We start from the raw sequence: 14,870 nt of genomic DNA on the forward strand, positions 1-14,870 counted from the left end.
ACTTCGTGCGTCATTCGTCCGAATATTTTTTTATAAATGTATAAACTGAATCAGCAAGAGTTTTTTTGCGTTCTTTAAGATAATTAAAAAGGGCTTCTTTTTCTTCGTGTGTAACATTCCAGTCTACAGGGATATTTTGGATCACTTCTACGATTGAATCTTCTTTTAATGCCTGTATTTTTTCAATATAAGACGCTATGATGTTTAAGTCATTTAATATGTCGACCGTCCAAATATGAACGACTGAATCCTTTTTAAACTTTTTGGATTTTTGTAGCTTTTCTTTATTCCATTTGTATCCTCCTGGAAAACATTTTCCATGATCAATCATAAAAATATCAATTTTTCCATCTGGTTGTCGTTTTAATAGAATATTACTTTTAGTACGGTCTGAACCATGCACCCAATAATCGAAAACAAGAATTCCAGCCAGTACATCAGGATTATTTATCTCGTTTATCGTCGGATGAGGAGGTTTTTTCGCAAGGCCAGTACAGTTTTCAATAAAAAGACTAGCAAACTGGCTACCAGGCTGATATTGAGAAGAAAATTTCTTTGGTATTTGTTGAATTTCCTTTTCAGACATATTTACAATTTCAAATGGTACAATAGGCAAATTAAGCAGTTGACCTAATTTACCGACAACATATTCGTTAACAAGCTCCCTTGTTCCATGGAAATTATTTTTACATTTAACTGCATAACGTTTACCATTACTAAACAAAAATAAATGTGCAGCTTTACCTTGCAATGTTTCTAAATAACTTATTGGTACGTTCAATGTTTTAACTAAGTCCTCCTTTTAATTTAGTACGTATTAATATATTCCATTGAAAAGAAAGGTATTGGACAAAAGAATTAATAAACAATGTTTTCAATGAGCATGATCATTGTCGGTTTATTTTCCTTATTGTAAGAAAACAATTTTGAATCTAAATATAGAATAGAGGACTTTATTACTAATTAGGAGTTGAGAAAATGAATATTTTAATTAGAGAACTACCTGAATATGAAGTTGCGTATATTAGGCGCGTTGGATCATATTTTGATGAAAATGGAAAACATTGGGAGAAGCTGTTAAATTGGGCAATAAATAATGGACTGTTTCCACCTCATCAATCATTCATTGGAATTTCTTTAGATAATCCAGAATTGGTAGAAAGTCATAATTGTCGTCATGATGCCTGTGTTACTATTCCTGAAGGTTTTGATAAGGAGCAACATGAAAATATGCAATTTAGAAAATTAGATGGTGGGCTGTATGTTTTGTATCAATATTATGATTCTCCTAGTTTGTTAAATAGCGCTTATCAATATATGTACGAACAATGGCTACCCAATAGTGATTTTGAACCTGATTATGATCGTTATAATCTAGAATTTAATATGAATAATCCTGCCGAAGATCCAGATGGAAAAGCTAAAGTTCATTTATATGTACCAGTTAAAAAGCGGACTTAAAAAAGTTTTTTTAGAATATTACTAGATAAAATTAGTAAAAAATTAAAATGATTTTCTATTAACCTAAACATCTTCTTTCATATATAAGGTAACTATTGTTATTTCTTGGAAATAAGAATATAATGAAACAGAATATAAATTAAAATTATATCCTTTGTGAAAGGGTGTTACACTATGAATTTCACTATTTACTTTGGAAATCATGAAGACAAAGAAGTATATACAATGGATTGTTATGTAGAAATAGAGGAAGAAACGGTTTCTTAAGCTGCCAATCTTAATATGAATTATTGTAAGGATACGAAAAATTTTCGTATCCTTTTTTCATTTTTGAGATTTACATTTTAAAATTTATTGTGTATGATTAAAATATAAAATGCGAACTAGTGTTCTGCACATAGATTTTAGAAGGAAAGGAACTTGCATGATGAAAAGAAATGGAGTAACTAAAAGGAAGTCAAAAACACCTATTATATCCAATACAGGTTTTATCGGAGCAAGTTTTATTGATCTAGAAGAATTACAAGAAAATCAATATTATTTCACAAGGAAGCATCCTTTAATTATACATGAGGTATTAAATGGTTTATTACAAGCTGCATGTGCATTATTTCAGAAACAAAGTATTCCAGCATATATTACATGTGAATATTTACGTGATGAAAAGAAAATTGGCTTAATTTTATCAAAAAAGCCATTCGAAAAAAAAGAAGGAATTCTTTATTTTATAGAATATCTTCGTGAGATTGGTCACTTAAATAATGATAAAACGATAAGGGCTGAAATTTCAAATACCGGATTTATTGGCGTGATTTTTGTGGATTTATCCTATATTACAAGGTTTACATTTGATGCAGAAATGAAGTTACTTTCTGCTTTCGCAATTCATTTCATGGAACCGTTAAAAGAAATTTATCAACAAAATAAAATTCATTTATATATGTCAGGTGTTGAACTTCAAAAAGAAGATAAGTTAGGGTTTGTCCTTTCTAAGAATCCTTATGATGAGCAAAAAGAAGCGAATTTGTATTTTAAGGAATATTTGAGAGAAAGAGGCTTGTTAAAAAATTATAAAGAGAATGTGTTTATTCAAAGACATCGCGCATAAGTTTCATCATTTAACCTAAACGAAGGATTTTTGTTTTAAAAATACATAGTAAATCTAAGAGGAACTAGTTAATTAGTTTCTCTTTTTTTAAAAGTTCATAATTTGGATTAAGTTACAAACTTACTTTAAACATATGATTGCATAATATAGAAAGGAAATAGAAAAAAAGTTCCGAATACTATATAGTATAGGACTAACCAAAAAGGTGGCTAAAACGATGGCGAATAATGGGAAATATGTAGATTGGTTAAGTGAGATTGTTAAGCGGCATGAAAAAGAAGGTGGATTTGAAGATCTACCTGGATTAGGTAAACCATTACCGAAAGAGCTTTTAAAAGATGATCTATTAACTACATTAACTACTGTTATTAAGAAATCGGGCTATAAACCTGATTGGGTAATACAGCAAAAGAAAATATTTGAAAAACTTGAAACGATTTTGAAGAAGTTAAATTCTAATGAAAATAGTAAAGAAATAGCGAAAATGATCTCGGAAGTGAATGATGAAATTAAGAAGTATAACCTAGGCTGTCCTTTTCCGATGCAGAGAAATTATGTAAATAAGGAAAATCTTGAGAACCAATTGATTTATTGGAAATAAGCTTGTGAAAAAATGAACGATTTTATTAAATCGATGTTTATACTTTTTAGACGGTATAAGCATCTTTTAATTTTGTAGCTTTAAGATTGTATTCGATGAAAAAAACGATCATTGATGTTAATGTAAAATATACATAGTAAGAAAAGTTTTACAAGGGGGATTAGGTATGGGAGCCACTCTTGAAGTAAGGAGATTAGATCGGAATTTTCCATTTTGTTTATTTTCAAATGATGGATTGACGTTAGTTGGTCATCATTGGCATAAACTCGTTGAAATCATTTATGTACAAAAAGGTATCTTAAAGATTGGTGTAAATGATGATTTACTTCAATTAAAAGAAGGAGAATTTTATATCATTAATAGTGGTGATATTCATTATTTTTTATCTTCTCCAAATAGTATGAGATTGGTCGTGCAATTTGATTTTAGTATTTTCGAAGATGTACAGTTCTTGAAAAAAAATAATATGGAACTAATTGAATTGTTTAATTGTATTCAAAAATCTAGTGTTTATTGGAATGTAGAAGTTAAACAGAAAATGATTTCCTATTTAAAAGAGCTTGAAAGAGAGTATATCGATAAAAAAGAAGGCTATGAATTGGCGATTAGAGCTAGATTATATGATCTATTACTTCTTATTTATCGAGAACTACCTCATACAGAAAATCATAAACTTAAGTACCCTAATAGAAAAGCTAGTCTTTTAAAATTAGAAAAAATATTTCATTTTATAGAAGAAAATTATATGAATGATATTACATTAAATGATGTTGCACATTATATTGGTTTTACGAATTCATATTTTGCAAAGTTTTTTAAAAAATACACTGGTTCTACTTTTTGTCATTTTGTAAATCAATACCGAATAACGAAGGCTCAATGGTATTTATTTAATGAAGATTTACCTATTACAGAAATTGCCTATAATGTTGGTTTCATCAATGTGAAAACGTTTAACAGATTATTTAAAAATGAAGTTGGTTTATCTCCAACACAATATAAAAAAAAGACAATATTTGAGAAGTTTTAGGCAAGGTGTAAGGAAGACTCAATTAGAATATTTCTATAAACTGGAAATGTAAATACTATTTCCGGAGGTTTTCTTAATGAAATTAAAAGTAGGAATTATCGGTTGTGGCGGAATAGCTAATGGTAAACATATGCCAAGTTTAGCAGCATTAGATCAAGTCGAGATGGTAGCTTTTTGTGATATTATTGAAGAACGAGCTGTTAAAGCTAAAGAACAATTTGGGGTTGAGGAAGCAAAGACATATACAGATTACAAGGAATTATTAATAGACAAATCAATTGATGTCATTCACGTTTGTACACCTAATAAATCGCATTCATTTATTACGATTGATTCTTTAGAAGCAGGTAAACATGTTATGTGTGAAAAGCCAATGGCAAAAACTGCAGCAGAAGCAAAAGCGATGGTAGAAGCTTCTAAACGCACAGGAAAAAAATTAACAATTGGCTATCAGAATCGTTTTCGAAACGATTCACAATATTTAAGTGAAGTTTGTAAAAATAATGAATTAGGAGAAATTTATTTTGCAAAAGCACATGCGATTAGAAGAAGAGCGGTACCTACTTGGGGCGTATTTTTAAATGAAGAAGAGCAAGGTGGCGGACCATTAATTGATATTGGTACACATGCTTTAGATTTAACGTTATGGCTAATGGATAATTATAAACCCAAGTTTGTAGTTGGAAACGTTTACCACGAATTATCACATAAAGAAAATGCTGCAAATGCTTTTGGGCCTTGGGATCCTAAGGAATTTAATGTAGAAGACTCTGCATTTGGTTTTATTACAATGGAAAATGGTGCAACTGTTATCCTAGAATCGAGCTGGGCTTTAAATACGCTGGAAGTAGGAGAAGCCCAAACTACACTTTGTGGTACTGAAGGTGGAGCTGATATGAGAGATGGTCTCCGAATAAATGGAGAAGCATATGGGCGACTTTACGATAAAAAAATTGATATCCATACTGGCGGTGTAGCTTTTTATGAAGGTACCACTGATTCTCCTGAAGTACTAGAAGCAAGACAATGGATCGACAGTATTATAAATGATACAGAACCAACCGTTAAACCTGAACAAGCATTAGTTGTAACTCAAATTTTAGAGGCAATCTACGAATCATCAAAATCAAAGAAACCAGTATATTTTAACTAATCGTATAGGAGATGGATCAATGACACTACCAATTGCTCTACAATTATGGAGTGTAAAAGAAGATGTAGAAATCGATTTTTTCGGTACTTTAGAAAAAGTAGCGAAAATGGGTTATGACGGTGTTGAGTTAGCGGGATACTATGGTAAAACTGCTTTGGAAATAAAAACTGCTTTAAACAAACTAGGACTAAAAGTAGCAGGGTCCCATATAAGTGCAGAACAAATTATTCATCATATCGATGACGTAATTGCTTTCGAAAAAGAATTAGGAAACAAATATGTTGTATGCCCTTGGGCTAATTTTACTAGTTTAGAAGAATGGAAAGAATTTGCAGAACATTTACAACAGTCAGGAAAGAAGCTAGCAAAAGAAGGAATATCTTTAGTCTATCATAATCATGCTCATGAATTAGTTACATTTGAAAATGAGTGTATTCTCGATATTTTACTCAACTCGGTTCCAACTAATCTCTTAAAAGCAGAGTTGGATACTTACTGGTTAGAATTTGCTGGTGTAGATCCGGTTGAATTTATGAGTAAGTATAAAGGAAGGACTCCATTAATTCATGTGAAGGATATGGCTCCATCCAAAGAAGAAAGTACAGAAGTAGGCAATGGAATCATGAATATAAGAGGAATTGTACAACAAGCTAAACTAAATTCTGCAGAATGGTTAATTATTGAGCAAGAAGCTTTTACTAAACCTCAATTAGAAAGTGTCGAGATTGGATTGAATAACTTAAAAATGATTCTAGCAAAAGCTTAAGAAACTATTAAACTTGTAAAAAATAAAAGATGGGAGAGTCATATGGTAAAAGTAACGATTTGGAATGAAAATCGACATGAACAAATTAATCCAGATGTAAAAAACATTTATCCTAGCGGAATACACACAACCATTGCTACATTCTTAAATGAAGCAGGGTATGATACTACGACGACTACTTTAGAGCAAGCTGAACACGGATTAACAGATGAAGTGCTAGCAAATACTGATGTATTAATTTGGTGGGGACATATCGCTCATAATGATGTGGAAGATCCAATTGTTGAAAAAGTTTATGAAAAAGTTCTGCAAGGAATGGGGTTAATCGTACTACATTCCGGACATTTTTCGAAGATTTTTAAAAAATTGATGGGGACTAGCTGCGATTTGAAATGGCGAGAAAAAGCGGAAACAGAAAGACTTTGGGTTGTCGATCCGTCTCATCCAATAGTAGATGGTATAGGGGAATATATCGAGATTGACCAAGAAGAAATGTATGGCGAACATTTTGATATTCCAACTCCGGATGAGCTAGTTTTAGTTAGTTGGTTTAAAGGTGGGGAAGTATTTAGAAGTGGTTGTACATTTAAAAGAGGAAATGGAAAAATCTTTTATTTCAGACCAGGTCATGAAACTTATCCAACTTATCATCATAAAGAAGTTCAAAAAATTATCATTAATGCTGTAAATTGGGCGAATAAATCAAAAAGAACTTATCCTTCATATGGATATAAAGATGCTATAGAAGCATTAACGTAAATAGTAGATTGGAGCGAGGAAACAATGAAATTAGGAGTATTCACGGTATTATTTGCGGATCAATCATTTGAAGAAATGCTTGATAAAGTTGCACACTCCGGATTAAAGGCTGTTGAAATAGGTACTGGTTGTTACCCTGGGAACGCTCATTGTCCGTTAGATCGTTTATTAGAAAGTGAGCAACTTAGAAGAGAGTATATTGAAAAAGTTGAAAAACGTGGATTAACAATAAGTGCTTTTAGTTGTCATGGTAATCCATTATCGCCTGATAAAGAGTTTGCGAAAGAATCTCATGATGTTCTTGCTAAAACGATTAAACTCGCTTCTTTATTACGTGTACCTGTAGTAAATTGTTTTTCTGGAACAAGTGGTGATCATGAAGAAGCAAAGTTTCCTAGTTGGCCTGTTACAGCATGGCCAAATGAATATAGAGATGTACTAAATTGGCAATGGGAAGAAAAGCTAATACCATATTGGAAGGAAATGGGGAAATTTGCTGAGGACCATCAAGTAAAAATTGGGTTAGAACTACATGGTGGCTTTTTAGTTCACACTCCATATACATTATTAAAGTTGCGTAAAGAAACTAGTACTGCAATTGGCGCTAACTTGGATCCTAGTCATCTTTGGTGGCAAGGGATTGATCCTGTAGCCGCGATTAAAATACTTGGAAAAGAAAATGCAATTCACCATTTCCATGCAAAGGATACTTATATCGATCAAGATAATGTAAATATGTATGGTTTAACTGATATGCAACCTTATGGAGAAGTTCAAACTAGAGCTTGGACATTCCGATCAGTAGGATGTGGACATAGTTTGAAAGATTGGTCCGATATGATGAGTGCACTACGTACGTTCGGATATGATTATGTTGTTAGTATTGAACACGAGGACCCTATCATGTCAATAGAAGAAGGTTTTTCACGTGCCGTTAAAAACTTACAGTCCGTATTAATAAATGAAGAGCCTTCACAAATGTGGTGGACTTAATAAAGAAAATAGATAACCAATCCAAAAATAAGTTGGTGAAAAAATGGAAAAATTAAAAGTCGCGATAATTGGTTGTGGAAATATTTTTTTAATGCATGCACAACCTGCTTTCATTAGAGAAGATGTCGAATTAGTAGCGGTTTGTGATCGTAAAGAAGAGCGAGCAAAAGAGAAAGCTAAACAATTCAATTGTACTTATTATACAAATTATTTAGAGCTTTTTGAGAAAGAAGATTTGGATGTTATCCATATTTGCTTACCACATTATTTACATGCGCCGGTTGCAATTGAAGCTGCAAAGCGAAAAATACATGTTCTTACTGAAAAGCCAATGTCTATTCATTATTCTGATGCTCAAGAAATGATCGAAACAGCAAAAAATAATGGAGTTACATTAGGTGTCATTTTTCAAAATAGGTATAATCCAGGATCAGTTTTGATTAAAGAAATGTTACAAAATGGTACTTTAGGAAAAATAAAATCTGGAAAACTATCCGTAACATGGGATCGATCTGACGAATACTATTTGACTAGTGATTGGAAAGGGACATGGGAAAAAGAAGGTGGCGGGGTAGTCATTGATCAAGCTATTCATACGATGGATTTAATGCGATGGTTCGTAGATGATGAAATTGAATATGTTGACGCTACAATCAGTAATCGTGCACATGAAATCATTGAAGTTGAGGATTGTGCAGAAGGTGTTATTAAGTATAGAAGTGGTGTAGTTACTGCCTTTCATACAATAAACTATTATTCTTATGATGCACCAGTCACAATTGAGCTACATTGTGAAAATGGGCTAGCTAAAATGGTTGCTGACCGTGGAGTTGTCTCTTTAAAAGATGGAAGGGAGTTTGTTGCTGATAACAATCCAAATGAAACCTTTGATTATGGCAATGGTGCAAAAGGATATTGGGGCGTTAGTCATGTAAAACAGATTAATAATTTTTATGAATCGCTAAATGGCCATTCACCGATACATATTACTGGTGAAGAAGCAATGAAAACTCAAAAAATGATTTGTGCAATCTATGAATCAGGTAAGAAAAAAGAGAGGATTTATTTATAAACTATTTAGATCCCTAATCGTATGATTAAAAGAAAGAGCAAAAGATGTGTACTGTTATGTTCACATTGTTTGCTTTTTTTTATTTTTGAAAGGAATCACGATAGATTAAAATTTTTTAATTTTACTATCTTTTATTTGTTGAAATTGGTTGACCCACCTTATGAAAACGCATATAATTTTAAATATAATCAGGTGAAACGTTTCGATAAACAATTTTAAAGCATATTAAGGGACTAATAATTCGATTATAGGGGAGGAACTAATAATGGATATTGAACAGATGAAGTCGATTATCAGGGAAATGACTTTAGATGAAAAAATATCGCAATTAATGCAGTTATCGGGAAATTTTTATTATGGATTAGCGGGTGAAATTACAGGACCATTTGCAGAGATGGGGATTAGTGATGAGGTTATTAAAAATAGTGGATCCGTATTAGGTGTATCCGGTGCAGAAGATGTGATCAAAATTCAAGAAGAGTATTTGAAAAATAATCCACACAAAATTCCTTTAGTTTTTATGGCTGATGTAGTACATGGTTATAAAACGATTTTTCCAATTCCTTTAGCGATTGGTTGCTCTTGGGATACAGAATTGGCTGAAAAGAGTGCAGAAGTTGCAGCACGAGAAGCTTCAGTATCAGGTGTTCACGTAACCTTTGCTCCAATGGTGGATTTAGTACGTGATCCAAGATGGGGGCGTGTGTTAGAAACAACAGGTGAAGACCCTTATTTGAATAGTTTATTTGCGAAAGCTTTCGTACGAGGCTTTCAAGGTAATGATTTAACGAATGATACAAAAAGGGTTGCAGCTTGCGTAAAGCATTTTGCAGCATATGGTGCCCCTGAAGGTGGACGTGATTATAACACAGTAAATATGTCTGAACGACAACTTAGAGAATCTTATCTTCCAGCTTATAAAGCAGCATTAGATGAAGGTTGCGAGATGGTTATGACGTCCTTTAATACAATTGATGGTATTCCAGCAACAGGAAATAAATGGTTAATGAGAGATGTCCTTCGGAACGAATGGGGATTTGAAGGTGTTTTAATTTCTGACTGGGGTTCTGTTAAAGAAATGATCCCTCATGGAGTTGCTGAAGATGAAGCACAAGCAGCTTATAAAGCTATTAATACTGGTGTTGATTTAGAAATGATGACAGCATGTTATGTCCATGAATTAAAAAGTTTAGTAGAGAATGGAGAAGTGAATGAAGCTTTAATTGATGAAGCAGTACTTCGAATCTTAAAGCTAAAATCTAAGCTAGGATTATTTGAAAACCCTTACCGTGGTGCAAACGTAGAGAAAGAAAAAGAGATGATCCTTTGTGAAGAGCATCGAACATTCTCTAGAAAACTAGCAGAAAAATCCTGTGTTTTATTAAAAAATGAAAATGTCCTTCCACTTAAAGCAAATCAAAAAATTGCATTAATTGGTCCATTAGCTCAAAGTGGTGACTTATTGGGTGCTTGGTCTTGGAAAGGTCAAGTAGAAAATACAATGCAATTATTTGATGCAATGAAGTTGAAATCGCCTAATCTTACCGTTTGTAAGGGGAGTGATATAGAAAAAATTACTGCAGAACAACTTGAAGAGGCAATTAATGTTGCAAAAAACTCAGATGTTGTTGTATTAGCAGTTGGTGAGTATGCTTCGATGAGTGGAGAAGCTTGTTGCCGCTCTGATATTCGATTACCAAATGCTCAGTTAGAATTAATATCGCATATTAAAAAATTAAATAAACCAATGGTAATTGTTTTATTTAATGGGCGTCCACTAGATTTATATGGTGTGTTAGATGAAGCGGATGCTGTCTTAGAAGCATGGTTTCCTGGAACTGAAGGAGCTACAGCAGTTTCAAATATTCTTTTCGGAGATGTGAATCCTTCTGGAAAATTGACGATGTCATTCCCATTTTCAGTTGGTCAGATTCCGGTATATTACAATTCATTTAATACAGGACGCCCTTTTAATGAGTTTAGTCCTGATCATTATGTTTCTAAGTATTTGGATATTCCTAATGAACCGCTTTTACCATTTGGTTTTGGTTTAAGTTATACAACCTTTACCTATAGTGATTTAAATTTATCTACTGATGTCATAGAAATGGAGAAACCATTAGAAATTTCAATCAATATTAAGAATACTGGAAATTATACAGGGGAAGAAATTGTACAACTTTATGTTCGAGATCTTTCTGGGGATGTTGTGCGACCAGTAAAAGAATTAAAAGACTTCAAGAAAGTAAAATTAGATCCAGGTGAAACATGTAAAGTTACGTTTACTTTAAAAGAAGAACAATTACGATACTATCATGCTAATTTAGAATTTAAAAGTGATTCCGGTCTATTTGAGCTGTATGTCGGTACAAATAGTGAAAATGTTTTAACCGAAAAATTTAAACTGATTAAATAAGCTACATAATCAAAATAGGGGAGGATTAGTATGATTAACTTGAAAGTTAAAGATAAATATCTTTTAAAAGCAGGTAATACGACAGTTTCATTTTTAAATAGTGGTGATTTATTTGAAATGAAAAATGGTACCATAATGATTAACCAACTACGTTCAAATCCAATTGATGGTGCAGCTAGTAATCTATATTTACGACTTTATTTACAGGATGGTTTACAAGTTTATCCACTATTAGGCATTCGTTCAAATAGTAAAGTTAAATTTTCAAAAACAGAAGCTGTTTGGGAAGGAAAAGTAGCAAATGTAAAATACAGAGTCACTTTTACATTAACAGACAAATCAATCTGGTTCTGGGATGTAGAAATTCAAGGGTCAGAAATTGAGTTCGATATCATTTATGGTCAGGATGTTGGCCTTGCAAATCAAGGTATGGTCCAATCAAATGAAGCGTATGTAAGTCAATACGTTGGTCATTCTGTATTTAATACTGAAGATAAAGGATATATTGTATGTTCAAGACAAAATCAGCCTCAAGATGGAAAATTTCCATACTTGCAATTAGGTTCTTTATCTAAAGTCAAAGGATTTTCTACAGATGGATATCAATTTTTTGGATTATCTTATAAAGAAACAGATCTACCTGAGGCATTATATAAAGAAACTCTTGCAAATGAAATTTACCAATATGAATTTGCATATATTGCGTTACAATCTGAAAAGATGCTTTTAAATAAAAAAGCTAATATCGTATTTTATGGGTTAACAAAGGAAAATCAAGAATCGGCAATTGCAAAATTAGATTACGAGCAGGAAATCGAAGAAGCTTGGAAACAAATCGAAGGTCAGAGTGAATTAGAAGTGGTTGGTCAATTAACACCGAATCCAAAATTTGGTTCACCACTACAAACCTTATCGATGGAAAAAGAAGAGATTTCACAATACTTTCCATGCCGCTCTCATGAGGAATATGATGGAGAGACACTATTATCGTTTTTTACAGATACACATGAGCATGTTGTTTTAAAGGAAAAAGAAAGATTAGTTGAAAGATCTCACGGTCATATCATATTAAGCGGTGAAAACTTAGTCATTAATGAAGAAATCATTACGTCAACTTCATATATGTATGGTGTATTTAATGCGCAAGTAGTCGTTGGGAATACATCTATGAATAAAATGATGTCTAATACAAGAAATAGTTTAAATGTCATGAAAACTTCTGGGCAACGCATATATGTTGAAATCGAAGGGACTTATCATCTACTAACAATGCCTTCGATGTATGAACTTGGATTGAATTATGCGCGTTGGTATTATAAAACAGAAAACGAACTCTTTATTGTTACAAACTATACTACTACGGAAATGCCTGAAATTCGTCTTCATGTAAATGCAATGAGCGGCGAAAAGTATCGTTTTATTGTAACAAATCAAATTACAATGAACGGTAATGAATTTGAAGTTCCATTTAAAATGAATCAAGATGGACAATTACTATCGTTTTTTGTAGATGAATCTTGTTTTATTGCAAATACATATCCAAATCTTTGCTACCATATGTATCTTGAAGGTGCAAAAATGGTCGTAACTGATGAAAGGGAGTTAATTACAGGCGCAGCTCCATTATCTGCTTCTTTAGTTGTTTTAGATTTGGAGGAAACGAATGAATTTGAAATGACCATTCAAGGGCAAATTAATGGTGGCAAATTTATTAAAACGAATCGAGAACTAGAAGGTGAAATTGTAAAATACCGTAATTTCTACGAAAACTTAATGAATGGGTTTAAACTATCTTTAAATAAACAAATCCCTTCTGAACTAGGAAAATTAAATACACTAACTTGGTGGTATACACATAATATGATGATCCACTATTTAGTCCCACATGGATTAGAACAATATGGCGGTGCTGCTTGGGGAACTAGAGATGTTTGCCAAGGTCCAGTTGAATACTTTATGGCCACTGGTAAATTTGAAATAGTAAAAGAAATCTTACTTACCGTTTTCGCTCATCAATATGAAGACGATGGCAATTGGCCGCAATGGTTTATGTTTGATAAATATTTTAGTATTCAAGCAGGTGAAAGCCACGGCGATATAATTGTTTGGCCATTAAAAGCTTTAAGTGATTATCTTTTAGCAACGAAGGATTTTAGTATTTTAGAAGAAGAAATTTCATTTACCGAACGTGATACATTTAAATTATCGAAAAGAAAATCAAGCTTACTAGATCATGCAAAGAAAGAAATTAAGTATATGAAAGATAATTTTCTACATGATACCTATCTTTCTTCGTATGGAGATGGTGATTGGGATGATACACTTCAACCTGCAAATGCCCAGTTGAAAAAATATATGGTAAGTAGTTGGACCGTTGCACTTACTTACCAGACATTAAAACAATTTTCTTTTGTGTTAAAAGAGTTTAATGAAGTTTTGTCTGACGAAATTAATGTATTAGTAAACGGAATCGAAGCTGATTTTAAAAAGTATATGTTAAAAACGGATATTATCCCTGGGTTTATCTATTTAGAAGATCCAAATTTAGCAGAGATGATGATTCACCCATCTGACCAAAAAACTGGCATCCAATATCGTTTGTTACCGATGACTCGTAGTATGATATCAGAATTATTTACATTAGAGGAAGCGAATCATCATTTTGAGATTATTAAGGAGCATTTACAGCACCCAGATGGTGTGCGACTCATGAATAAGCCTGCTACTTATGCAGGAGGAGTGAGTAAAAACTTTAAGCGAGCAGAACAAGCTTCTAACTTTGGAAGAGAAATCGGTTTACAATATGTTCATGCACATATCCGATTTATCGAAGCGATGGTTAAATTAGGAAAAGAAAATGAAGTATGGCAAGCGCTTTCTGTTATTAATCCGATTAATCTTAAAGAAGCTGTACCAAATGCTGAATACCGTCAAAGTAATACATATTTCAGTAGTTCGGATGGTAAATTTAATAATCGTTATGAAGCACAAGAACATTTTTCTAGTTTAAAAGATGGAACAGTATCGGTTAAAGGTGGATGGAGAATTTATTCAAGTGGCCCAGGAATTTATCTAAATCAGCTAATTTCAAATAGTTTAGGTATTCGTCGTTTTGATAAAAATTTAGTCATCGATCCAGTCCTGCCAAAAGAATTAGACGGATTGAATTTTGAATTTGCAATTGATAAATATAAAGTAACATTTATTTATCACCTAAAGAATCAAGGTGAAAAGAAAGTATTAGTAAATAATAATGTAGTAGGATTCAAAACAACGGAAAATCGATACCGTGAAGGTGGTTTACTCATTCAATTTAATGAGTTAGCACAACATTTACATGATGGTATGAATCATATTGATATTACGATCTAATAATGAATCCGTTATAGGAAGCAATTTGTCAGCGTAAAAGAGGTCAAATATAGAACAGAAAAAGGATAGAAATAGCAGAACAATGGCTGCTTTTCTATCCTTTATTTTGTATTACCATCATTAGGCATAAATGTAAGAT

General features: G+C 32.4%; 12 protein-coding genes. 11 read left to right on the forward strand and 1 reads right to left on the reverse strand.

What is annotated here, in order from left to right:
* Positions 1-10: 10 nt before the first annotated feature.
* Positions 11-781: a HipA family kinase gene (locus ACSBO6_RS10005; RefSeq protein WP_498844599.1), complete on the reverse strand. Its 771-nt coding sequence runs from the start codon at positions 779-781 to the stop codon at positions 11-13.
* Positions 782-978: 197 nt separating this feature from the next.
* Here ACSBO6_RS10005 and ACSBO6_RS10010 point away from each other — a divergent pair, with 197 nt between their 5' ends.
* From ACSBO6_RS10010 to ACSBO6_RS10060, 11 genes are all read left to right on the forward strand, one after another.
* Positions 979-1,461 carry an AraC family transcriptional regulator gene (locus ACSBO6_RS10010; protein WP_098846666.1) on the forward strand — a complete coding sequence of 161 codons (483 nt, stop codon included), beginning with the start codon at positions 979-981 and terminating at the stop codon, positions 1,459-1,461.
* 424 nt (positions 1,462-1,885) lie between these two features.
* Complete coding sequence (locus ACSBO6_RS10015; RefSeq protein WP_498844600.1) at positions 1,886-2,569, forward strand: hypothetical protein; 684 nt, start codon at positions 1,886-1,888, stop codon at positions 2,567-2,569.
* 217 nt (positions 2,570-2,786) lie between these two features.
* On the forward strand, positions 2,787-3,170 hold the full coding sequence (locus ACSBO6_RS10020) for a DnaJ family domain-containing protein (RefSeq protein WP_498844601.1): 384 nt from the start codon (positions 2,787-2,789) through the stop codon (positions 3,168-3,170).
* A 166-nt stretch (positions 3,171-3,336) separates the two neighbouring features.
* Complete coding sequence (locus ACSBO6_RS10025) at positions 3,337-4,200, forward strand: AraC family transcriptional regulator (protein ID WP_098846662.1); 864 nt, start codon at positions 3,337-3,339, stop codon at positions 4,198-4,200.
* 76 nt (positions 4,201-4,276) lie between these two features.
* Positions 4,277-5,353 (forward strand): Gfo/Idh/MocA family protein, encoded by a 1,077-nt coding sequence (locus ACSBO6_RS10030; RefSeq protein WP_498844602.1) that lies wholly within the window; start codon positions 4,277-4,279, stop codon positions 5,351-5,353.
* A 19-nt stretch (positions 5,354-5,372) separates the two neighbouring features.
* A complete protein-coding gene (locus ACSBO6_RS10035; RefSeq protein ID WP_098846660.1) occupies positions 5,373-6,119 on the forward strand; it encodes a sugar phosphate isomerase/epimerase family protein in 747 nt (248 codons plus the stop codon).
* A gap of 42 nt (positions 6,120-6,161) precedes the next feature.
* Entirely contained in the window at positions 6,162-6,878 is a 717-nt protein-coding gene (locus ACSBO6_RS10040; protein ID WP_098846659.1) for a ThuA domain-containing protein, read from the forward strand.
* Positions 6,879-6,902: 24 nt separating this feature from the next.
* Positions 6,903-7,871, forward strand: coding sequence for a sugar phosphate isomerase/epimerase family protein (locus tag ACSBO6_RS10045; protein ID WP_098846658.1), 969 nt, complete (start codon positions 6,903-6,905; stop codon positions 7,869-7,871).
* A 43-nt stretch (positions 7,872-7,914) separates the two neighbouring features.
* Positions 7,915-8,943 carry a Gfo/Idh/MocA family protein gene (locus ACSBO6_RS10050; RefSeq protein ID WP_098846657.1) on the forward strand — a complete coding sequence of 343 codons (1,029 nt, stop codon included), beginning with the start codon at positions 7,915-7,917 and terminating at the stop codon, positions 8,941-8,943.
* A 265-nt stretch (positions 8,944-9,208) separates the two neighbouring features.
* Positions 9,209-11,359 carry a glycoside hydrolase family 3 N-terminal domain-containing protein gene (locus ACSBO6_RS10055; protein ID WP_498844603.1) on the forward strand — a complete coding sequence of 717 codons (2,151 nt, stop codon included), beginning with the start codon at positions 9,209-9,211 and terminating at the stop codon, positions 11,357-11,359.
* A gap of 30 nt (positions 11,360-11,389) precedes the next feature.
* Positions 11,390-14,731, forward strand: a complete 3,342-nt coding sequence (locus tag ACSBO6_RS10060; RefSeq protein ID WP_498844604.1) for a GH36-type glycosyl hydrolase domain-containing protein — start codon at positions 11,390-11,392, stop codon at positions 14,729-14,731.
* Positions 14,732-14,870: the final 139 nt, after the last annotated feature.

Source organism: Bacillus sp. AL-1R (assembly GCF_052180195.1).
GTDB lineage: Bacteria > Bacillota > Bacilli > Bacillales > Bacillaceae_G > Gottfriedia.

What these genes read in the sequence shown, in the direction of transcription:
- ACSBO6_RS10010 (WP_098846666.1), top strand. Translation starts at nt 979, where the DNA reads ATGAATATTTTAATTAGAGAACTACCTGAATATGAAGTTGCGTATATT.
- ACSBO6_RS10015 (WP_498844600.1), top strand. Translation starts at nt 1,886, where the DNA reads ATGATGAAAAGAAATGGAGTAACTAAAAGGAAGTCAAAAACACCTATT.
- ACSBO6_RS10020 (WP_498844601.1), top strand. Translation starts at nt 2,787, where the DNA reads ATGGCGAATAATGGGAAATATGTAGATTGGTTAAGTGAGATTGTTAAG.
- ACSBO6_RS10025 (WP_098846662.1), top strand. Translation starts at nt 3,337, where the DNA reads ATGGGAGCCACTCTTGAAGTAAGGAGATTAGATCGGAATTTTCCATTT.
- ACSBO6_RS10030 (WP_498844602.1), top strand. Translation starts at nt 4,277, where the DNA reads ATGAAATTAAAAGTAGGAATTATCGGTTGTGGCGGAATAGCTAATGGT.
- ACSBO6_RS10035 (WP_098846660.1), top strand. Translation starts at nt 5,373, where the DNA reads ATGACACTACCAATTGCTCTACAATTATGGAGTGTAAAAGAAGATGTA.
- ACSBO6_RS10040 (WP_098846659.1), top strand. Translation starts at nt 6,162, where the DNA reads ATGGTAAAAGTAACGATTTGGAATGAAAATCGACATGAACAAATTAAT.
- ACSBO6_RS10045 (WP_098846658.1), top strand. Translation starts at nt 6,903, where the DNA reads ATGAAATTAGGAGTATTCACGGTATTATTTGCGGATCAATCATTTGAA.
- ACSBO6_RS10050 (WP_098846657.1), top strand. Translation starts at nt 7,915, where the DNA reads ATGGAAAAATTAAAAGTCGCGATAATTGGTTGTGGAAATATTTTTTTA.
- ACSBO6_RS10055 (WP_498844603.1), top strand. Translation starts at nt 9,209, where the DNA reads ATGGATATTGAACAGATGAAGTCGATTATCAGGGAAATGACTTTAGAT.
- ACSBO6_RS10060 (WP_498844604.1), top strand. Translation starts at nt 11,390, where the DNA reads ATGATTAACTTGAAAGTTAAAGATAAATATCTTTTAAAAGCAGGTAAT.